Below are 21,148 nucleotides of genomic sequence, written 5' to 3' on the forward strand. Positions count from 1 at the left end.
CGGCGTCGTACGGTCACGGCCGGGTCGTGCGGCCGATCCGGTCTAGTCGAGGTAGTCGCGCAGGACCTGCGACCGCGACGGGTGGCGCAGCTTCGACATGGTCTTGGACTCGATCTGGCGGATGCGCTCGCGGGTGACGCCGTACACCTTGCCGATCTCGTCGAGGGTCTTCGGCTGACCGTCGGTGAGACCGAAACGCATCGAGACGACGCCCGCCTCGCGCTCGGACAGGGTGTCGAGGACGGAGTGCAGCTGCTCCTGCAGGAGCGTGAAGCTGACGGCGTCGGCCGGGACGACGGCCTCGGAGTCCTCGATGAGGTCACCGAACTCGCTGTCGCCGTCCTCGCCCAGCGGGGTGTGCAGCGAGATGGGCTCGCGGCCGTACTTCTGGACCTCGATGACCTTCTCGGGGGTCATGTCGAGCTCCTTGGCCAGCTCCTCCGGGGTGGGCTCTCGGCCCAGGTCCTGGAGCATCTGGCGCTGCACGCGCGCGAGCTTGTTGATGACCTCGACCATGTGCACCGGGATACGGATGGTGCGGGCCTGGTCGGCCATGGCGCGGGTGATCGCCTGACGGATCCACCAGGTGGCGTACGTGGAGAACTTGTAGCCCTTGGTGTAGTCGAACTTCTCGACCGCGCGGATCAGACCGAGGTTGCCCTCCTGGATGAGGTCCAGGAAGAGCATGCCGCGACCGGTGTAGCGCTTGGCCAGGGAGACCACGAGGCGGAGGTTGGCCTCCAGGAGGTGGTTCTTGGCGCGGCGGCCGTCCTCGGCGATGATCTCCAGCTCGCGCTTGAGCTTCGGCGCGAGCTTGTCGGCGTTGGCCAGCTTGTCCTCGGCGAACAGACCGGCCTCGATGCGCTTGGCGAGCTCGACCTCCTGCTCGGCGTTGAGCAGGGGGACCTTGCCGATCTGCTTGAGGTAGTCCTTGACGGGGTCGGCGGTGGCACCGGCGGCCGCGACCTGCTGTGCGGGCGCGTCGTCCTCGTCCTCGTCGGAGAGTACGAAACCGGCGCTCTCGGCGCCCTCGGGCTCGTCGCCGCCCTTGGGGGCGTCCTCGAGGACCTCGTCCTCGAGCAGCTCGGCGTCGTCCTTCTTGGCGGTGGTCTTCTTGGCGGCCGCCGTCTTCTTGGTGGCCACGGTCTTCTTCGCGGCCGCCGTCTTCTTGACGGCCGTGGTCTTCTTGGCAGCCGCCTTCTTGGCGGGGGCGGCTTCCTCTGCGGGGTCGTCCACAGCGGGTGCGGCCGGGGCGGCCGCGGTGGTGGCGGTGGCCTTCCTCGTGGTCACCGTCTTCGCCGCGACCGTCTTGGTGGCGGTGCGCTTGGCCGGACTCTTCGCTGCGACGCTCTTTCGGGTGCGCTTGGGCTCCGCGGCACTGACCATCAGCGTCACACCCTCTTCCTCGAGGATCTGGTTGAGGCTGCGCAGTACGTTCTTCCACTGAGTGGCCGGAATCTGGTCAGCTTCGAAGGCCCGACGCACATCGTCGCCGGCGATCTGCCCCTCAGCCTTTCCCCGCTCAATGAGCGCCATGACAGAGACGGACTCGGCGATCTCCGGCGGGAGCGTACGGGATGTGCTGGCCGACACGAACAACCTCTCGGAACGTTGGAAAACGGCTTCCGGCCCCATCCATGGAGGACAGGAGCCGACCACCGGCCTGGGGGTGGGCCGACGGTACGGGCGGGGGGCCGGGAAGATGCACAGCGCCTTGAACGGCGTCCGTATTCCCTCCGCGGCTGTCACCTCTTAGGTCATCGCGTTGTTTCCACAAGCGTTACGCCCAATCTTCGTGGCCCGAGTCACACCGCGTAAGCGCTCAAAAGCGGCCAGACACGGGCAGAGGTGGTCACCCGTAGTACGTACCCAGGTTGCCCCGATCCACCCCCGGTCCATGCCGCGTCGTCGAACCCCGCGGCCCCTGAGCGGGGTCGTGCGGGGTCCGACGCGGGAAGCGCGGAGCCGGCCGAGGACGGCATGACGAGGGGAGGACGCCGCCGGTCGTCCCTCCCGCGGCGGGCCGTCAGTGCTCGCGCGGCGCCGGCACGACGCGCTCCACCTCGGGGTGCACGGTGAGAAGCTGCCGCATGGCCGCCTCGGCGGCCCCGCCGTCGCCGGCGGCCAGGGCGTCGACGAGCCTGGCGTGATGCGCGAGGGACGCGTCGGTCGGCCGGTCGCAACCCGTGACCGGGCCTCCCGACACCTGCAGGGCGGCCGAGACGATCCCGGAAAGGTGATCCAGCATGCGGTTGCCGGCGACCTGGATGAGCAAGCTGTGGAACTCGGTGTCGGCCCGGGAGTAGGTGAGCGCGTCACCCTGCCCCATGGCATGTCCCATGATCTCGACCATGTCGCCCAGTCGCTGCTGGACGTCGTCCCGCCCGTGCCCCGCGGCGAGACGGGCCGCGAGCGGCTCGATCGTCCAGCGCAGCTCGCTCAGCTCCCGCCGCTGGTCGTCGCGCTGCGGTCCGAAGGCCCGCCACTCGATGATGTCCGGGTCGAGCAGGTTCCAGTCGCTGACGGGACGCACGCGCGTGCCGACGTTCGGCCGGGCGCTGACCAGGCCCTTGGCCTCCAGTACGCGCAGCGACTCACGGACGACGGTACGGGAGACCTCGAAGCGCTGGCCGATCTCCTCGGGCACCAGCGGACGGTCGGCACCGAGGTCACCCGAGACGATCATCTGGCCCAACTGCTGGACGAGTTGGCCGTGCAGCCCGCGCCCGCGGCTGCCCGCGGCACGTCGGCCCACGCGGCCCAGCTCGGGGTCCGCGCTCTCCCAGACGGGGGCTCCCACGCGGTCGGCCACCGGAGCCTCGGCGTAGGGGTAGCGGTCGAGTTCGCCCGGGCCGGCCAGACCGGAGTCGGCGGAGCGGGCGGCGGTCATCATGGTGTGCGCAAGGGTACTCACGGATCCTTTGTCGGCGTCGCCTCCAACTCCCTTGAGGGCTTTGGTGAAAAGCACACGAAAGGGTGATCGCTCACCCCGTCGCAATTGACGCCTTATCGGAAAGAAATGAGCTTTCTCCGGGTAGTTGTGCACACGCCAGGACAGGAGAGCGCGGAACGGTCGTCACCGGACCCTGCTGCGCAGGTTCATCAGCACATACGCGCCCAGCAGTGCAGTCAGCGACAACGCCAGTGCCCCGCCCACGGGTTGGGCGATCACGCGCAGCGCGGCGAACAGATAGCGCTCTCCCCCGAAGGGCCACTGGACGAGCAGCACCTCACGCAGCCGCAGCGAGAATCCGGCCGCGGTCCGCACGGACGCGTTCTCTGCGGCTCTTTGTGCGAGGGGCACCACGGCGACCGGTACGGCGAGCACCGCGGCGAGTCCGGCCGTGGTGGACCGGAAGACACCGGCGGCGAGGACACCGGCCCAGGCGCAGCCGACCACGAGGGCGAGCCAACTCGCGCTCAGCGAAACCCACTCCGCGGGAACCTGGGCGAGCTCCCGTCCGTAGAGGAGATAGAGCACTTCGGCGTCGCAGCCCACGGTGAGGAAGGCCAGCATCAGCGCCGTGAGCCCGGCGACGAGGAGCTTGGCGGTGAGCAGCCCGAGCCTGCGGGGCACGGTGCCGCGGTCCGCGGCCAGGGCGGGGTGGCGGAACTCGTCCCCGAAGGCCAGCGCACCGAGCAGTCCCGCACCGAGCGCCGCGGGCGGCAGCGGCAGCTCCGCGGGCCACGCGGCGAGCAGGCGCGCCTGCGGGGTGTGACCCGCGCGCGCGAGGAGTACGGCGAGGAGGGCGGAGGCGAGGAGCACGGCGGCGCCGGTCAGGAAGCTGGTGCCGATTCCGGCGGCTCGGCGGAGTTCGTAGCGAAGGGGGCGCAGCGGGCTGGGGGCCGAGCGGACCGAGATGGGGGGCGGCAGGGTCGACACGGAGTCGGGGTTCCTCGGCATGGTGGGGAAGCCCGACGCCCCGGAGGCGGAGCGGGCCCGGCGTCTGCCGCGGAGCACACGGCCGATCCTCTTCCCCGGGCGACGTCCGTCTGCGTCCGGGCCGTCGGGGTCGGTGACCGGTTCGGGGAAGGTGAGTTGCTCGGCGACCGCAAGGGCCAGGGGGAGGCGCTCGGTCTTCGCTGCGGGCAGGGGGCCCGCGGGGTCGTCCGGGGCGGGAGGCGGGCCGACGGCGGCCGCTGTGGCGAGTTCGGCAGGGGAGTCACCCGCGGAGGGCGCGTCATCGGATGCCGAGCCGGCAGCGGGCGCATGCCAGGCATCGAGCTCCGGCCAGGCGTCGGACGTCGACCACACCACGGACACAGGTCCGTCCTCGGAGGCGAGCTCGCCCTCCAGGTCGTCGTCGTCCGGGTCGCCGTCCTCCGGGTCGGTGCCCTTCATCCGTACGACGTCGGAGTCCCCCCGACCGGTGGGGCTCGACCGGGGAACGGCGACCGGCCCCGGCTCCCCCTCCGGCTGTGGTCGCTCAGGGGTCCCGGTTCCCGCTCCCGGGCCCATGTCGCCCGTCTCGTCGGCGAGTTGGTGGACGAGGATGCCGTGCCGGAACGCCGTCTCTCCGACCTCGGCGCACGTACTGCCGTACACGCAGAGCCTGTTGCCGTCCTCCTGGACGACCTCGACGGAGCGGTGCGCGGTGCGGGCCTCCTTGGTGAGCAGGGCGGCGAGGCGGGCGGCGTGCGGGCTGCGGACGGCCACGCGGGGGCGCAGCCGGGTGCGGGCGAAGTCGGTGACCTCCTGGTCGGCCACGAGTCTGCCGCGTTCGAGGGTGACGACCCGGTCGGCGGTGCGGGCGGCCTCCTTGGGATCGGCCGTGGTCATCAGGACCGTGCCGCCGTGGAGCGCGTGGGCGCGCAGCATGCCGTGCAGCCAACGGTCTTCGCGACCGGAGAGGCCCTCGGCGGGTTCGTCGAGCACAAGGGTGTGCGGGTCGCCGAGGAGGGCGCAGGCTAGTCCCAGCCGACGGTCCATGCCCCGGGAGAGGGTGCCGAGGCGTTCGTCCCGCAGGCTGCTCAGGCCGACCACCTCCAGGACTTCGTCGGCGCGCCGGACGGGGACCCCGGCGGCCGCGCACAGCATGCGCAGATGACCGCGGACGGTGCGGGCCGGATGCCCCGGCACGTCTCCGAGGAGGACGCCGACCTCGCGTGAGGGGTGGGCGATGCGGTGCAGGGGGCGGCCTCTGAAGTAGGTGAGACCACGGCCCTGTTGGAGTTCGAGGATGAGTCTGAGTGCCGTGCTTTTTCCCGCGCCCGGCGCTCCGAGCAGTGCGGTGACGCGGCCCGCACGCGCCTCGAACGAGACGTCGTCGACGGCGGGCGGGTGCTCCTTGCGGGAGTCGCTGGTCAATCCGAAGGCCTGGATCACCTTCAGCAAGATAGCGCGCCATATCCGCTTTTTCCGGACACAGCACGGCCGACGGGCCGGTACTGGTGGACCTGCGGCGACTCGTCTCACCTCAGCGCCGGGGGCGACTCCCCTGGGCGGGCGGGCAGTTGCGGCGGCTCGGTGTCACACCTCGGGGCGCAGCATCGGCGGGTTGAGCAGCGTCGCGCCCCCGGCGCGGAAGAGCTGGGCGGGGCGGCCGCCCTGGCGTGTGGTGGTGCCGCCGGTGGGGACCAGGAAGCCGGGGGTGCCGGTGACCTTGCGGTGGAAGTTGCGTGGATCGAGGGCCACCCCCCAGACCGCCTCGTAGACCCGGCGCAGCTCACCGACGGTGAACTCGGTGGGGCAGAACGCGGTCGCCAACGACGAGTACTCGATCTTGGATCGGGCGCGCTCGACCCCGTCCGCGAGGATCAGCGCATGGTCGAAGGCGAGGGGTGCGAGCGGTTCGCCGTCCCTGCCGTAGCCGCCCTGCTGCAGCAGTTCCTCGACCGGTGCCCAGCGTGCGTTGCTGGCATCGCCGCCGGCGCGCGGGGCGGGCAGGTCGGGGGCGAGCGCGAGGTGGGCGACGCTGACGACGCGCATCCTGGGGTCCCGCTTGGGGTCGCCGTAGGTGGCGAGCTGTTCCAGGTGGGCGCCGTTGTCCTGGGCCGGGGCGTCGGGGTCGTGGGCCCGCAGTCCGGTCTCCTCGGCCAGTTCCCGCGCCGCCGCCTGGGAGAGGTCCTCGTCGTCCCGCACGAAGCCGCCCGGGAGCGCCCACCGGCCCTGGAACGGCGGCTCTCCCCGGCGCACCGCCAAGGCGCACAGGGCATGGCGGCGCACGGTCAGTACGACCAGGTCCACTGTGACGGCGAAGGGCGGAAAGGCTGACGGGTCGTAGGGCATGCCGCGATCATAGTCGTCTTCCTGACGATAAACACACCCTTCGCCGGACGCTTAGAGGGCTGATCCACTGCGGTGCGGCACCACGGTCATCGGTCGGTCCCGGATCCGTCCCGTTCTCGTCGTCCGAGGTCACACCCCCAATTGCAGTCCTTCGGCCGCTTCCTCGACCAGGGCGAGACCGAGCCGGCTGACCCGTACGGAGAAGGGGGCGCCCGCGACCCGCAGCCCGGTCAGGCCGATCTCGCCCAGGGGTGCGCTGCGCAGGGGGCGCAGGGTGATCGTCCCGGCGGGTGCGTCGGGTCGGATGCCGGCCGGGGTGGTCAGCAGCAGGATCCCGGCGGCGGCCGAGGTGGCGGCGGGGCGGCAGGCGGCCGGGTGAGGCAGGGGGGTGCTCCCCTCGGTGCGCTGGTCGCCGGCGTACATCTCCGGGAGGCGATGCCCGAAGGCCTCGGCCGCCGCCAGTACCCCGGCCAGCAGCGCCCCGGCCTCCTTCTCGTAGCCCGCGGCGGCCAGACCGGCGACGGCGATCGCCGTCTCGTGGACCCGTACGGCACCACTGCGATGCCCGAACGGGTTGTGGCCCGCCTCTTTCGCGCTCATGCCCCGCAGCCCCCAGCCGGAGTCCATCGCGGGGCTGCCGAGGAGCCGGGCCAGGCTTTCCGTCTGCACTTTGTCCAGCAGTCCCGGGGCCACGGCACCGCCTGCGAGCAGGCCGGTGTCGAGGAGGTGGACCGCTGTGGCGCCGAGGTGCGGCACCGGTCGGCCCTCCGGGGTCAGGGCGGCTGGAGGCCTGCCGCCGCCTCGGTCGTCGAGCCAGAAGTCCCGCCGGAAGACGGCCCGCAGTCTCCGCGCCCAGTCCCGCAGCCAGTCGGCGTCGGCGCTCGCTCTGCCGTAGGCGTCGAGCAGGTCGGCGCCGAGCAGTGCCGCCCTGTGGGCGTGGGCCTGGGTCTCGCAGCGGACGGGCCCACTGGGCTGCGGGTCGCGCAGATACGTCGACTCCCCCACGGCCGTCCGCAGCCAGGTCAGGCAGCGCTCGGCGGTCGGCAGCAGTTCCTCCGTGTCCTGCTCGGGCAGCCCCCAGCGGCGAGCCTCGGCGAGGAGGACCGGGAAGAGCAGGGTGGCCTCCGTGGCGGTGCAGGCCGGTGGGAGATGGGCGCCGGCGTCCCGCCGTGGGCCGGGGATCATGCCGTGACGCGGACCCTGGTGTGCGATCTGCGTGCGGGCGAGGGTGCGCAGTGTGCCGGCGGCGAGCCGGGTGCCGAGGGGCAGGGTCATCCGGGCCGCGGCGAGCGACTCGGCCGATGCCGGACCGCAGCGCCATGGTGCTCCCGCGGCGAGATGGGTGTCCGTGGGGTGTGCGGGGTCGCGCACCAGGAGTGCCTGGAGATCGTCGACGCTCGTGGCCATGAGCGTCGCCACGCGCGGGTCGTCCCCGGTGGCGCGGGCGGGTGCCAGGGGAGTCGTGGCGGCGCGGCCGACGGCCCGGACCGGGCCCGCGCCTTCCGGGCGGACCTTCAGTTCCACGTGCACGCTGCCGCCGGAAGGCAGGTCGAAGTCCCAGCGAAGCAGTCCGGCGGAGGCGATCGCGTCGGTCGGCGGCGGGTTGGCGGTGACGCGTGAGGTACCTGCCGGGGACGACCAGCACAGGCCCCCGTCGCGGACGTGGGCGGGCAGTTCCGGACCCACGGCACCCGCCGCGATGGCTGCGATGTCGGCGAGGTCGGTGCCCAGCGCGACCTCGACCGGGAGGCGCAGGGGGCGAGCGGCGGCGCTGCGCAGGGTGATCCGCTCCGTGCCGTCCGCACAACGGTGGCGTTCGACGATGACGTCCGGGTCGGGACCGCCGTGCGGTGTGACGCGCAGGGTGGCCGTGAAGAGGGCCCGGTCGGCGGAGAGCATCCGCGCCTGCACCCCGAGCGGTTCGCGACCGCCCACCCGCAACTGGCAGCGCGACAGGATGCGCCGACCGCCCCGGTAGAACCCCTCCAGCCCGCGCCCGGTCAGTTGGCCCTGTTCGGTGGAGACGGCAAGGCCCGGCAGGGCGACGCAGATCATCGCGGTGTGGGTGGGCGGAAGACCGACGGAGCGCGGCGGGGCCGGTGCCGCCCCGGCTGGCGGGCGGCGCGGGGCCCCGATGGGCGGGAGAGTGGACGTGCCGGCGGACATGCCGCGGGTGCTCTGGCGTCGGCCTTGGTCGGCGGAGATCCCCGCTGCGCCCTGCACCCCACGGCCGGGCGGAACCCGCTCGGCGTCCCTCGGGAACGAGGATCCCGGCGGCTCCGGCCCGTCCGAGGGTGACTGGTCGGGGGCCGTTCCGCGACGTGGCTCCGAGAGACGGAGGGCGGTGGTGTCGTCGGCGGCGGCGGGCGGAGTCGGCTGGTGCATGCGGTGATGTCCTCTGCTCTCCGTGCGCCTGGGAAAGAGGTCTGGACGCGGGTGGGGCGGTGGCGGTGCTTTGTGTGATCTACCGCCACTCAGCTGAACGGGGCGGGACTCCACCAGGTCACGGCCGCGGCGGACGGGCCCCACCGATGGGCGGTGGCTCGGGTGCGCGGGCGGGCGAGTGGGAAGGCGGGGAGACCTGCGGGTGGGAAGGCGGGGAGGCGCGCCGCCGTCAACGCGCCTGCACCGGATCACCCCTTCTCCTTGGCGTCGTCCCCTGCGGACCGCGCGCCCTCGGAGCAGGCACCTCGGCGCCGGGTGGCAGGCTTGCCCGCGGCACGCGGGCGTGATCCGCCCCTGCTCGCGGCGCCGGGGCGCGTCGAGGGGGTACGGCCACGGCCGAGGTTCACGCCGGGCAGACGCGGCGTCCGCGTGGTCTGCGGCCGACCGCTCTCCTCCCCGGAGTCGACCATGCGGTCGCCCTCGACCTTCCTCGTTCCCCGGGCTCCGCGCTCCTCGCGTTCGGAGCGCAGACACCGGCGTACCGATTCCGGGTCCAGTCCCTCGTTGCAGGCCTGGTGCAGCAGGCGGGCGAAGAGGTAGCTCGGGTCGGCGCCCAGGGCCATGGCGAGCGCCTCACGGGCCTCGAGCTCGTCGCCGCTGGACCAGGCGACCCAGCCCGCGAGGGTGAGCAGGGGTGCCGCGTGCTCGCCGTACGGGCCGACGCAGCGGCGGGCCAGTGCTCGCCACAGACGCAGGGCGGGCGCCGCCTCGTCGCCTTCCATCCACTCCGCCGCGCGGTCGCGCGTCACCCGGTCCTGGAGGCCGAGAATCAGAGCGGCGGCTTCGTCGCTGCCGAGCAGGTTGTCGTCCCGGCGGTCCGCTTCGGCGTTGCCCGGCACGACCGGTGCTTCGGCGAAGCGCCGCATGAGCTGTCCGGCCAGCGCGATGGTCTCCTCCGCGACCACCGCACGGCTCATGTCGTCGAGCATCCTGGAGATCAGCGCCAGGTTCGCCGTGTCCAGGGCCACCTCCTGCTCCAGCGCGAGACCCGTCTCCAGCGGCAGCAGCCGGGCCCGCAGCTCACGCAGGGTGCCCCGGACCTGGATTCCCGCGTAGGTCGCGGCCGCGGCCAGCACGGACGTGCCGGGCAGCCCCATCGGGGTCCCCTCCACCGGGCAGCAGCCCTCACGCGCGCAGCAGTACGACCAGAAACGGCCGTCGGAGATGCACAGCGCCTCGATGACGGGCGCTTCGAGGTTGCCGCAGGCGACACGCAGTGCCTGGGCCAAGGGCTTCAGCCGCAGCATCACCTCGCGGGCCGTCTCGCCCTTCGCCGGATCCTGGCAGAGGTAGGCGACCATCTGTGCCGGCCTGGCGCCGCGTCGTGCGCTCCCCTTCACGAGCCCCTCTGCCAGTTGCTGGGCGGCGGCGGCCCAGTCGCCCGGGTGCGAGGGGATGCCGAGCCTGGTCCTGCCGCCGAACCTGCCCCTCCCTCCCCGGTCGCTCAGGGCGACCAGCACGATGCTGTCCTCCGGGCGGTATCCGAGCAGGTAGGGCAGTGCGTCGGCGAGTTCGCCGGGCGTGCGCAGGGTGACCTGATGGGCGGCCGCGTCGGGTTCGCAGGGAACGGTCGGGCCGTAGGGCGTGTGGCTGATGTAGGCCATGGGGCCGTCGTACGGGGGCTCACCGTCGTGCCGCCCCCGTCCGGGAATGTCGCCGTTTTCGAAGGATCCGGTCGTTTCGCTGTGGTTCGTCATGCGCCGACGATCTCGCGGATTGCGAAGTTCCGCTTTGCCCTGTGGATAAGTCCAAGCAGGGACACGTCAATCGGGTGTTCCGGGCGCCGTCCGGAACCGCTCTGTCAGAGCCGTCCTGTTGTATGGGAGATATGGAGCACACGAGCAACGCGGATCTCCGGGCGGACGCCGACACCGTTCTCGCCCGCCTCGTCGGCGACACCACGGGCGCGGCGAGACTGCGCGAGGACCAGTGGCGCGCCATCGAGGCGCTGGTCGCCGACCGGCGGCGGGCCCTTGTCGTGCAGCGGACGGGGTGGGGCAAGTCCGCGGTGTACTTCGTGGCGACCTCGCTGCTGCGTGCCCGCGGTTGCGGACCCACCGTGATCGTCTCGCCGCTGCTCGCGCTGATGCGCAACCAGGTGGAGGCCGCGGCCCGCGCCGGCATCCACGCACGGACCATCAACTCCTCGAACACGGAGGAGTGGGACACCGTCCAGACCGAGATCGCCGAGGGCGCGGTCGATGTCCTGCTGGTCAGTCCGGAGCGGCTCAACAACCCCGACTTCCGTGACCGGGTGCTGCCCGAACTGGCCGCCGCGACCGGGCTGCTCGTGGTCGACGAGGCGCACTGCATCTCCGACTGGGGGCACGACTTCAGGCCGGACTACCGACGGCTGCGGACCATGCTCGCCGATCTCCCGCCCGGGGTCCCGGTGCTCGCGACGACCGCGACGGCCAACGCGCGCGTGACCGCCGACGTCGCCGAACAACTGGGTACCGGCGGCTCGTCGGACGCCCTGGTGCTGCGCGGCCCACTGGACCGGGAGAGCCTCAGTCTGAACGTGCTGCGACTGCCCGACGCCGCGCACCGGATGGCCTGGCTCGCCGACCACCTCGACGAACTGCCCGGCTCGGGCATCGTCTACACGCTCACGGTGGCCGCCGCCGAGGAGGTCACCGCGTTTCTGCGGCAGCGCGGGCACGTCGTCGCCTCGTACACGGGCCGGACGGAGAACGCCGAGCGGCAGCAGGCGGAGGAGGACCTGTTGGCCAACAAGGTCAAGGCCCTCGTCGCCACGTCCGCGCTGGGGATGGGCTTCGACAAGCCCGACCTGGGATTCGTCGTCCACCTCGGCTCGCCTTCCTCCCCCATCGCGTACTACCAGCAGGTCGGCCGGGCCGGCCGCGGTGTCGAGCACGCGGAGGTGCTCCTGCTGCCGGGGAAGGAGGACGAGGCGATCTGGGAGTACTTCGCGTCGCTGGCTTTCCCGTCCGAGGACTTGGTGCGCCGCACTCTCGACGTCCTCGCGCGAGCGGAACGGCCCCTGTCGCTGCCCGCGCTGGAGCCACTGGTCGAGCTGCGCCGCTCCCGGCTGGAGACCATGCTCAAGGTGCTCGACGTGGACGGCGCGGTGCGGCGCGTCAAGGGCGGCTGGAGCGCGACCGGCCGGCCGTGGACGTACGAGACCGAGCGCTACGAGTGGGTCGCGCGCCAGCGCAAGGCCGAGCAGGAGGCGATGCGCGCGTACGCGTCGACGACCGACTGCCGAATGGAGTTCCTGCAACGGCAGCTCGACGACGACGGCGCCAAACCGTGTGGACGGTGCGACAACTGCGCGGGGGCTCGCTACTCCGCCGAGACGTCCACGGGCGCGCTGGACGCCGCGCGCGTGGATCTGGGCCGGGCCGGGGTCGAGGTCGAACCCCGCCGGATGTGGCCGACCGGTCTTCCTTCGATCGGCATGGATCTCAAGGGGCGCATTCCGGCCGGAGAACAGGCGCAGACGGGGCGGGCCTTGGGGCGTCTCTCGGACATCGGCTGGGGCAATCGACTGCGTCCACTGCTCACCGCGCAGGCGCCCGACGGCCCCGTACCGGACGACGTGGCAAGGGCGGTGGTGGGCGTACTGGCCGACTGGGCGAAAGGGCCCGCCGGTTGGGCTTCCGGAGCGCCCGACGCCGTGGCGCGCCCCGTCGGTGTGGTCACCGTCGCCTCCCGTACGCGACCGCGGCTGATCCACTCGCTGGGTGAGCGCATCGCCGAGGTCGGGCGGCTGCCGCTGTTGGGAGCGGTGGAGTACGCCGCTGACGCGGCGCCGGTCTCCCGGAGCAACAGCGCCCAGCGTCTGAAGGCGCTCCACGGTCTGCTGGAGGTGCCGCCCGCGCTCGCCTCGGCGCTGGCTGAGGCCCGCGGACCGGTCCTGCTCGTGGACGACTACACCGAGACCGGCTGGACCCTGGCGGTCGCGGCGCGCATGCTGCGACGCTCGGGGGCGCACGGAGTGCTGCCTCTGGTGCTGGCTGTACAAGGTTGATCACGCACCGGGTGCGGAGGGAGCGTGTGCCGTCGTCCCACGCGTCCGCCCACGAATCACTGGGTAGGGATATAAGACACACACTGCCCTATAACGGTCTGTGGCCCCAATTGCTCGTTGCCGCATCCAAGTTCGACAGGAAGAATTGAGGTCCGCTCCCCGCACGGCTCGCCCGTAGTCCGGTTGGGCTCTGCTGCGGCGTGCGCTCCCCCCAATCCGACCCGCCCCTGTGTGGGCCGTAGCCGAAGGGAGGATCGTGACCCTCGGATTCGCTCCGTCTTCGGCAGCATCGTTGTCCTCGTCCACGTCCGCCGCTTCCGCCCATCGTCTGCTCGAACCCGCGGAGTGGTCCGCGGCCGGCATCCCTTTGCTGCGCAACCCGCGCGAAGTGGTCAGCGGGCTGCACTCGCGGCACCGGCCCGGGCCGGCCACCGCGATCGTGGCCGTGCTCGATCCTGACGAACGGGTGCGGGCCAGCGCGTCGTTCACCCGGCGTCAGGCATCTGCCGACGGCTGGATGTTCCGCAACGCGCTCCTGGCCCAGCTGCGCCGGGTCATCCCGCACGACCTGCGGCGGCGTACGCCGGTGCGGACCGCCGTGCTGCTCTACTGCCGTGAGGGCGACGCGCGCTGGACGGAGGAGGACGGGGCGTGGATGTGGGGCCTGCGTGACGCCTGCACCCTGCACGGGCTGCGCTGCGGGGCGTACATCACGCTGACCCGGGACGGCTGGCAGGTGCTCGGTGAGGGGCGCGGAGGCCGCCGCCCCAACACGGACTCCGCTCCGGAGCCCTTCGGCCTGTCCGAGGCACCGCCCCCGCTGCCGCGGACCGGCGGCGCCGTCTCGGAGGTTCTGCGCCGGGCGGCCGCCCGCTGAGCGGCCCCTGCTGGTACGGCCGCCCCCACAGCCTTGCGGACCGGTGTCCGCGGCGGAGCGGGCTGCCGTGTCGGCCGGATCCCGGACGGACGCAGGCGCGCGCACCAGCGAGATGGGCGTCCTTCCGGGGACGCGTGTCGCGCCTCTGCCCTCGGTGACCGGCCGGGCCTCGACCGTGGGGTGACCGGCCGGGCCTCGGCGACGCCACGCCCTGTCGGGCGGGACGTCCGTGTGCCGAGGCCCTGCGGGGACGGCGGTCGCCTGGGTTCGGCCGGACTTCGGGCATGGCGAGGTACGCGCGCCGAGACGGACTTCGTCCGCGCACGCGAAAGCACACCGTGGAGGTGCCGCGGCAGCGAGGCCTGCCCGGCCCCGGCGCCTCCTGCCCTACCGCGGTCGGCTCAGACGCCCGCGCCGAGCACCGCGTTGATCTGCTGCGGGTCTCCGCAGACGATCAGCAGGTTGCCGGCCCGCGCACGGGCCAACGGCAGAGCGGTGACGACAGCGGTCTCCGGACCGCCGTTGACGGCGACCACCACGACGGGCCGCACAGCCGCGCGGTCCACGGCGGAGGCGTCGGCGTAGAAGACGTCGTCTCCGGCGTCGTGCTGCGCCCAGTAGGACGCCTCGCCGAAGGACAGCTCATGGGCGGCCCAGGGGTGCTGTTCGCCGGTGGTGATCACCAGCACGTCCCCCGGGGTGCGCCCCGAGTCCAGAAGCAGGTCCACGGCCTCCTCGGCGGCGTCCAGCGCCCCCTCGGCCGAGGCCGGGATCAGCTGGATCTGGGGAGTCACCGAAGCGGGCGCGGGAGCGGCCGGGGCCGAGGGCCCGGGCTGGGGGGCGACGTCACGCGGGGTGCGCTGCACCGGCGGCGCGGGCCGGACGGGTCCGGGACGACCGGGACGCGGCGGAGCCGCGGGACGGGGGCCGGGTACGGGTCGAGGGGTCGGCGCTGTACGGCCGCTGGCCGGAGTAACGCGGGGACCCTGGGCACTCTCGTGAATCTGAGGCTCCTCGGGAATGAGAGGCATGGGCTGTTTTTTATCAAACGTTGGTGCGGCTCGCGCCAGCGGGGGGCACATCAGTGCGAACGGAATCGTCAGAAATCGAAGCCGAGCTGACCCTCGATCTCCGGAACGCTTCCGTCCGCCCAGCTGCGGGCCTTCTTGAGGTGCCGCCACTGGGGCAGCGCATCAAGATACGCCCACGACAACCGGTGGTACGGGGTGGGGCCCCGCTCCTCCAGTGCGGCCTTGTGCACGGGCGACGGATACCCGGCATTGTCCGCAAAACCGAAGTGTGCATGGTCGACACCCAGTTCGGCCATCATTTTGTCGCGCTGAACCTTGGCGATCACCGAGGCCGCCGCGACCGCCACGCACGAACGGTCGCCCTTGATGACCGTACGGACCCTCCAGGGGGCGCCCAGATAGTCGTGCTTCCCGTCGAGGATCACCGCGTCGGGGCGGATGGGCAGCGCCTCCAGGGCCCGCCCGGCCGCGAGCCGCAGCGCGGCCGTCATCCCCTTCTCGTCGATCTCCTCAGGGGAGGCGTGTCCCAGGGCGTACGCCGTCACCCACGTCCGCAGCACCTCGGCCAGCTCGGTGCGCCGTTTGAGGGTGAGCAGCTTGGAGTCGGTGAGACCTGTGGGCGGGCGACGCAGTCCGGTGACCGCCGCGCAGACGGTGACGGGACCGGCCCACGCACCGCGGCCCACCTCGTCGACACCGGCAATGACCTTCGCTCCGGTCGTGGCGCGAAGGGAGCGCTCGACGGTGTGGGTGGGTGGTTCGTACGGCATGGCGCCCTTAGATTACGCCGCCGAGATCCCCTCGCGACACCCCGGTTCGCCATGCCGGCCCACCCGCCGCCGACAGTCCCTTCCCCGCCGCCGTCAGGAGGCGTCCCGACGCAGCAGCGGAAGCATGAGCTGGTCGATCATCTCTTCGAGATCCCGATCGTTCCATTCACTTCCGCACATCTTTGATCGGTACATCATCATGGCCGGGATGACATCGAAGACATAGCCGTTCGCGGCCCCAGGTCGCACTTCCCCTCGCTCTATTCCACGACTGATGACCTCGTGCAGCATTCTGACAGCCGGCTCCACGACCCCTTGCACGATCAACCCCTGGAAGCGCTCCGACTGGGACGGGTCGCATTCGTGAATGATCGCCCGCAGCGCGAAGCCCGGCCGCGAGAACATCGCGTCACGTGCCGTGCGGCACAGCGCCACCAGGTCGTCGCGCACGTTCCCGAGGTCGGGCGCCGTGTCCAGCCGGGGCAGCTCGGCACTCAGGGCGTCCGCGACGAGATCCTCCTTGGACGGCCAGCGACGGTAGACGGCCGCCTTTCCGGTCTGAGCGCCGGCCGCGACCCCCTCCATCGTGAGGCCGTTCCAGCCGACGGTGCCGAGTTGTTCCAGCGCGGCATCGAGAATCGCGCGTTCGAGCACGGCGCCGCGCCGGCGGGGAGAGGCCGTCCTGGCGGGGGCGGCCGTCCAGCGCGAAGTAACCATCCGAGTGTCTCCAGGCGAGCAGAGGGGGCGGGGAGTTCGAAGCGGAGCGGGGCGCGGCCGCGGCGACAGCGGGGGGAAGCGCCGACGGACACCCCGAAAGTGAACGCTTGCGTTCACTAGTGGGGACTCACTACCGTGGACGCGAGAGTGAACGCCAGCGTTCACTAACGCAGTTGTGGGGGACCCATAGTGACAACCTCTCAGTTGATGCAGAACCAGAAACCGGGTGCGGCCCGCCGGGAGGGGCATCCCGGCATCGCGCTCACCGTCATCGCGGCCTGCCAACTCATGGTGGTACTCGACGCGACGATTGTGAACATCGCCCTCCCGCACATTCAAGACGCGCTGAAGTTCAGCACCACCGACCTCACCTGGGTCGTCAGCGCCTACACACTCACCTTCGGCGGTCTGCTGCTTCTCGGAGCCCGCGCCGGTGACATCCTCGGCCGACGCCGGGTGTTCATGGCCGGGATCCTGCTCTTCACCTTCGCCTCGCTGCTCGGCGGACTGGCTCAGGAGCCCTGGCAGTTGCTGGCGGCGCGGGTCCTGCAGGGCATGGGAGGCGCCATAGCCTCGCCCACCGCGCTGGCGCTCATCACCACCACGTTTCCCGAAGGCCCGGAACGCAACCGGGCCTTCGGCGTCTTCGCCGCCGTCTCCGCGGGCGGCGGTGCGATAGGCCTGCTCGCGGGCGGCATGCTCACCGAATGGCTCGACTGGCGTTGGGTGCTGTTCGTGAACGTGCCCATCGGTGTGCTCATCGCCGCCCTCGCGCCGCTCTACATCGCCGAGTCGGAACGGCATCCGGGGCGCTTCGACATCGCGGGCGCGGTGACCTCGACGGCTGGCATGGCCTCGCTGGTCTACGCCTTCATCCGGGCCGCCGGGGAAGGCTGGCGGGACCGGCTGACCCTCGCCGCCTTCGCGACCGCCCTGGTCCTGCTGGTGGCCTTCGTGCTGACGGAGATGCGGGCCAAGGAGCCGATCACTCCGCTGAGGATGTTCGCCGACCGCAACCGCTCCGGCACGTACCTGATCATGCTGAGCCTGGCAGCGGCGATGTTCGGCATGTTCTTCTACATCGTCCTCTTCGTGCAGAACGTGCTCGACTACAGCCCGATCAAGGCCGGGCTCGCCTTCCTGCCCGTCACCGCCGCCATCGCGGTCGGCGCGGGGCTGTCGCAGCGCTTCCTGCCCACGCTGGGACCCAAGCCGTTCATGCTCGCCGGGGCCGCGCTGGTCGTGACCGGCCTCTCCTGGCAGACGTTCATCAGCCCGGACAGCTCCTATCTGGGTGGAGTGCTGGGCCCGATGCTGGTGTTCGGTTTCGGCATGGGCCTGAACTTCGTCACGGCCACGGTCACCGCGGTCTCCGGCGTCGCCCCGCACGAGGCCGGCGCCGCGTCCGGGCTGCTCAACGCCACCCAGCAGGTCGGAGGTTCGCTCGGGCTGTCCATCCTGACCACCGTCTTCGGCTCGGCCAGCAAGGACGAGGCGGAGAAGCAGCTGCCGAAGTTCCTCGCCGACGGAACGGCCGAGCAGAAGGCAGAGTTCGCCAAGACGCACCAACTGCCCGCTCCGTGGGGGCACGAGGTCCTCGCGCACGGCATCTCCACCGCCTTCGTCCCGGCCGCCGCGATCGCCGCCATGGCTCTGGTCACGGCCTGGTTCGTCATCCGGGTCCGCAAAAGCGATCTGGACGCGCTGTCCGGGACCGCGGGGCCCATGGCGGGATGACGCGCGCGGATGGCCGGGGGTCGCCCCGAGGACGCCCCACAGGGGCGACGCCACGGCCATCCGCAGTCCGCCGACGAGCCTCACCGCCACCCCGGCGGCCGGCACCACCATGACGCACCCCATGACCACCACTCCCCCTGCAGAGCCGCATCCCGTCACCCGCTCGCGTGCTCCCACACGCACAGCGGATGCCGGAACAACGCGCGGCCGTCACGCAGAGTTCCCGAGGAACACAGAAAGTGAGAATGGGGGGCGCCCGACCGGCCCCGGTCAGACGGACGCGGCGACCCACCCCGGCAGCGCCTCCACCTGCTCCGCCCAGGCGGCCGGAGGCATACCGGTCTTCCCGGCGGCCAGCACGCCGCCCACGATGGCGCAGGTGGTGTCGACATCCCCGCCGACCTGGGCTGTCGTCCAGAACGCCGTCTCGTAGTCTCCGAGGGCGCGCGCGGCCGACCAGAGTGCGAAGGGGACGGTGTCATGGGCGGACGTACGCCGTCCGCAGCCCAGCACAGCCGCGACGGTGGCCGCGTCGGCGTAGTCGAGCATGTCCCGGGCACGCCGCAGACCGGCGCCCACGGCGCTCTTCGGCACGAGGGCGATGACGCCGTCCAGCAGGGCCTCGGGGCCGGGCGGTCCACCGGGGGCGCCCGCCAGCGCGGCAGCCGCGGCGACGGCCATGGCGCCGACCACGGCCTCCCGATGCTGATGGGTGGGGTAGGCGGAGATCTCCGCCTGGTGGGTGGCCTGTTCGGGGTCGTCCGCGTACCAGGCGCCCAAGGGGGCGACGCGCATCGCGGCGCCGTTGCCCCAGGACCCCTGCCCCTTGAACAGGGCCGCCGCCAGTTCGCGCCAGTCGGCGCCCTCCCGGACCAGCCTCAGGAGGCGGTTCACGGCGGGGCCGTACCCACGGTCGAAGTCGTGGTGGTCCGCGAAGGAGCGGGCCAGGGCGTCCTGGTCGATGCGGTGGTGGGTGGCCAGGACGGCCACCACCGAGCAGGCCATCTCGGTGTCGTCGGTCCATCGCCAGGGGCCGGGTGGCAGGGCGCGGTCCTTCAGCAGCGGGTAGTTCGCGGGAACGAAGAACTGCGATCCCAGCGCGTCGCCCACCGCGAGTCCGCGCAGACTGGCGAGGGCGCGCTCCAGGCGCCCGTCGGGAGAGGAGTCAGCGGTCATCGCTCTGCCACTCTATCCGGAGATCCCGTAGGGCTCCGGATCCCGCCACCGGTCGAAGGGCCGGTCCAGGGTGTACTTGCCGTCGTCGCCGAGCACGAGCATGCGCATCTCGGCGTTCCCCGGGTTCGACAGCGACTCGAATTCGGCGACCGTCCAGTGGAACCAGCGCATGCAGAACAGGCGCATGGCGAGACCGTGGGTCACTATGACCACGTTCGGCGGATGGTCGGGGTCCTCGAAGCTGCGGAACAGGCTCTCCAGGAATCCGCCGACCCGGTCGTAGACGTCGGCTCCGCTCTCGCCCTGGGCGAAGCGGTAGAAGAAGTGCCCGTAGGCGTCCCGGTACGCCTTCTGGAGCCGTACGTCGTCGCGGTCCTGCCAGTTGCCCCAGTCCTGCTCGCGCAGCCGGGGCTCCTCCCGCACGCGAATGAGGTCGGGATCGAGGTGGAACGCCCGGAGGGTCTCGTGGGTACGGCGGTAGGGGGAGACGTACACGCTGACCCGCTCGCCGCCGAGCACCGCTCGGAGCTTTTCGCCGGTCTCCTCGGCCTGCCGCCGGCCCCGCTCGGTGAGGGCCAGCGCGTGGTCGGGTTCACGCTCGTAGACGGTGTCATCAACATTGCCCGTTGATTCCCCGTGCCGGACAAGGACGATGCGCCGTGGTCGTGCCATGCCAAAACCCTAGATCGGAAGGCGGCAGATCGAATACTCGTACGGCCCCCATACGGCGTAGGTCACATGGATCGTGCCCCCCGCGTCACAGGAGCGCACATTTTCCACCGCCGGGGCGTCAGGATCTGGCTCATACGGTCCAGGTCGTCTCCAGTTCGACGATGTCACCGGTGAGGGCGGCGATGTCCGCCTCCGTCTGGGCACGCAGGGCGAGCCGCTCCACGCGTTCGGTGCGGTACTTTCCGTGCTCCGCCTCGGAACGCCACATCGACAGCACCAGGAACTCATGGCCGGGCGCCTCGGCGAACAGCCCGCGGATCATGCCGGGCGAGCCGGCCATGGCGGGGTTCCACACCTTCTCCTGCATGAGGGTGAAGTGCTCGGCCCGCTGCTCGTGGACCCGGCACAGGGCCACCCGCAGCAGGTCCGAGTCCGTGAAGCGGGGCTCGAAGCCCGTCTTCACGTCGAAGCGGTAGTCGAACAGCCGTACCTGGGCGTCCTTGAACGTGCCCGCCTGGGCCGCGGCCAGCCGGTCGTGGGAGCGCGCCATGAAGGAGTCGTAGAAGGCACGGCTCTCCCAGAAGGCGAAGACATGCGCGACGGAGGGCCGACTCCTGCTCCAGCCCCCGCCCTGTCCCCGAAATCCCGGCTCCCCCAGAAGCCCCGCCCACTTTCGCTGCCCCCGTTCGAAACCGCGGCGGTCCACCACGGTGCAGCGAATCCACTTGACCAGCACCGCGCCATGGTAAGGCCACAGGGCGTGGCGTCGGTCACTCTCTGGCGCAGAGCGGCCATGCCGACTGTCAGAGGTGCGTGGCAGGATGGACAACCGGCCCTGATGATCGGGCAGTTCGGGGCGAGGTCGGACGGTGAACGGGGAGGGAATTCCGTGAGCGGCATCAACAAGGGGATCCGCAAGATCGAGATGGCGCTGAAGTGGGACCCGAGTCCGGCGGGCCAACCGCCCACCGATCTGGACATCGTCGCGGCGACGTATCTCGCGGACGATCCGGCCGGGGCACCCGCCTATGTGGTGCACTTCGACAGCCGCTCGCCCGACGGGACCATCTATCTCAACCGGGACAGCAAGGACGGCAAGGGCTTCGGCTGGGACGAGGTCATGACGCTGGAGCTCGAGCGGCTGGACGCGCGGTACGCGCGCGTGGTGGTCGGTGTCGTCATCCAGCAGCATCCGGCGCACCGGACCTTCGTCAGCGTCCTGAACCCCGCCTTCCGGATCCGCGAGGGCTACGCGGTTCTGGACGAGGACGAGTTCGGCGGTGTGCTCGGGGCGACGGCGGCGACCGTCGGGGAGTTCGTACGGGAGGCCGACGGCTGGACGTTCCACCCGGGCATCCAGGGGTTCGAGGACGACCCGGTGACATTCACCAGGGTCATGGGCCAGGTGCGCCGGTCCTGACCTCCCGAGGGGACGAACACCGAGGGCGGTGGAGCCGAGGACCGGCTCCACCGCCCTTGCCGGATCACGGGGATCCGGTC

The 21,148-nt window shown here is 71.7% G+C and carries 16 protein-coding genes; 4 read left to right on the forward strand and 12 right to left on the reverse strand.

Annotated features, from left to right (window positions below; translation table 11 throughout):
- Positions 1 to 42: 42 nt before the first annotated feature.
- From OG852_RS14045 to OG852_RS14070, 6 genes are all read right to left on the reverse strand, one after another.
- Positions 43 to 1,593: an RNA polymerase sigma factor gene (locus tag OG852_RS14045; RefSeq protein WP_330348094.1), complete on the reverse strand. Its 1,551-nt coding sequence runs from the start codon at positions 1,591 to 1,593 to the stop codon at positions 43 to 45.
- Between the two features lie 433 nt (positions 1,594 to 2,026).
- Complete coding sequence (locus tag OG852_RS14050; RefSeq protein WP_133914034.1) at positions 2,027 to 2,914, reverse strand: FadR/GntR family transcriptional regulator; 888 nt, start codon at positions 2,912 to 2,914, stop codon at positions 2,027 to 2,029.
- A 162-nt stretch (positions 2,915 to 3,076) separates the two neighbouring features.
- A complete protein-coding gene (locus OG852_RS14055) occupies positions 3,077 to 5,326 on the reverse strand; it encodes an ABC transporter ATP-binding protein (RefSeq protein ID WP_330348095.1) in 2,250 nt (749 codons plus the stop codon).
- Between the two features lie 144 nt (positions 5,327 to 5,470).
- A complete protein-coding gene (locus OG852_RS14060) occupies positions 5,471 to 6,229 on the reverse strand; it encodes an NUDIX hydrolase (RefSeq protein ID WP_133914032.1) in 759 nt (252 codons plus the stop codon).
- Between the two features lie 129 nt (positions 6,230 to 6,358).
- A complete protein-coding gene (locus OG852_RS14065; protein ID WP_133914031.1) occupies positions 6,359 to 8,284 on the reverse strand; it encodes a glycogen debranching N-terminal domain-containing protein in 1,926 nt (641 codons plus the stop codon).
- Between the two features lie 578 nt (positions 8,285 to 8,862).
- Positions 8,863 to 10,371, reverse strand: a complete 1,509-nt coding sequence (locus tag OG852_RS14070) for a DUF4192 domain-containing protein (RefSeq protein WP_330348096.1) — start codon at positions 10,369 to 10,371, stop codon at positions 8,863 to 8,865.
- Positions 10,372 to 10,502: 131 nt separating this feature from the next.
- Here OG852_RS14070 and OG852_RS14075 point away from each other — a divergent pair, with 131 nt between their 5' ends.
- Positions 10,503 to 12,668, forward strand: coding sequence for a RecQ family ATP-dependent DNA helicase (locus OG852_RS14075; protein WP_330348097.1), 2,166 nt, complete (start codon positions 10,503 to 10,505; stop codon positions 12,666 to 12,668).
- A gap of 256 nt (positions 12,669 to 12,924) precedes the next feature.
- Positions 12,925 to 13,545 carry a hypothetical protein gene (locus tag OG852_RS14080; protein WP_133914028.1) on the forward strand — a complete coding sequence of 207 codons (621 nt, stop codon included), beginning with the start codon at positions 12,925 to 12,927 and terminating at the stop codon, positions 13,543 to 13,545.
- A 401-nt stretch (positions 13,546 to 13,946) separates the two neighbouring features.
- Here the strand turns inward: OG852_RS14080 and OG852_RS14085 are convergent, their stop codons facing one another.
- The 3 genes from OG852_RS14085 to OG852_RS14095 all read right to left on the reverse strand — a co-directional run bounded on the left by OG852_RS14085 (position 13,947) and on the right by OG852_RS14095 (position 16,063).
- Positions 13,947 to 14,576: a hypothetical protein gene (locus tag OG852_RS14085; RefSeq protein WP_330348098.1), complete on the reverse strand. Its 630-nt coding sequence runs from the start codon at positions 14,574 to 14,576 to the stop codon at positions 13,947 to 13,949.
- 68 nt (positions 14,577 to 14,644) lie between these two features.
- The gene (locus OG852_RS14090; RefSeq protein WP_330348099.1) at positions 14,645 to 15,346 is read right to left on the reverse strand and encodes a ribonuclease HII; all 702 of its coding nucleotides are present in this window, start codon (positions 15,344 to 15,346) and stop codon (positions 14,645 to 14,647) included.
- Positions 15,347 to 15,439: 93 nt separating this feature from the next.
- Positions 15,440 to 16,063, reverse strand: coding sequence for a TetR/AcrR family transcriptional regulator (locus OG852_RS14095; protein WP_133914025.1), 624 nt, complete (start codon positions 16,061 to 16,063; stop codon positions 15,440 to 15,442).
- 207 nt (positions 16,064 to 16,270) lie between these two features.
- Between OG852_RS14095 and OG852_RS14100 the strand changes: the two genes are divergently transcribed.
- Positions 16,271 to 17,800, forward strand: a complete 1,530-nt coding sequence (locus OG852_RS14100) for an MFS transporter (protein WP_330348100.1) — start codon at positions 16,271 to 16,273, stop codon at positions 17,798 to 17,800.
- A gap of 270 nt (positions 17,801 to 18,070) precedes the next feature.
- Here OG852_RS14100 and OG852_RS14105 read toward each other — a convergent pair whose 3' ends face one another.
- From OG852_RS14105 to OG852_RS14115, 3 genes are all read right to left on the reverse strand, one after another.
- Positions 18,071 to 18,976 carry an ADP-ribosylglycohydrolase family protein gene (locus OG852_RS14105; protein WP_330348101.1) on the reverse strand — a complete coding sequence of 302 codons (906 nt, stop codon included), beginning with the start codon at positions 18,974 to 18,976 and terminating at the stop codon, positions 18,071 to 18,073.
- Positions 18,977 to 18,988: 12 nt separating this feature from the next.
- Entirely contained in the window at positions 18,989 to 19,648 is a 660-nt protein-coding gene (locus OG852_RS14110; RefSeq protein ID WP_133914022.1) for a histidine phosphatase family protein, read from the reverse strand.
- 130 nt (positions 19,649 to 19,778) lie between these two features.
- Positions 19,779 to 20,384, reverse strand: a complete 606-nt coding sequence (locus OG852_RS14115; RefSeq protein WP_133914021.1) for a YdbC family protein — start codon at positions 20,382 to 20,384, stop codon at positions 19,779 to 19,781.
- A 153-nt stretch (positions 20,385 to 20,537) separates the two neighbouring features.
- Here OG852_RS14115 and OG852_RS14120 point away from each other — a divergent pair, with 153 nt between their 5' ends.
- On the forward strand, positions 20,538 to 21,068 hold the full coding sequence (locus tag OG852_RS14120) for a TerD family protein (protein ID WP_330348102.1): 531 nt from the start codon (positions 20,538 to 20,540) through the stop codon (positions 21,066 to 21,068).
- The last annotated feature ends 80 nt before the right edge of the window (positions 21,069 to 21,148 follow it).

The organism is Streptomyces sp. NBC_00582 (assembly GCF_036345155.1).
In the GTDB taxonomy this organism is placed as follows: domain Bacteria; phylum Actinomycetota; class Actinomycetes; order Streptomycetales; family Streptomycetaceae; genus Streptomyces.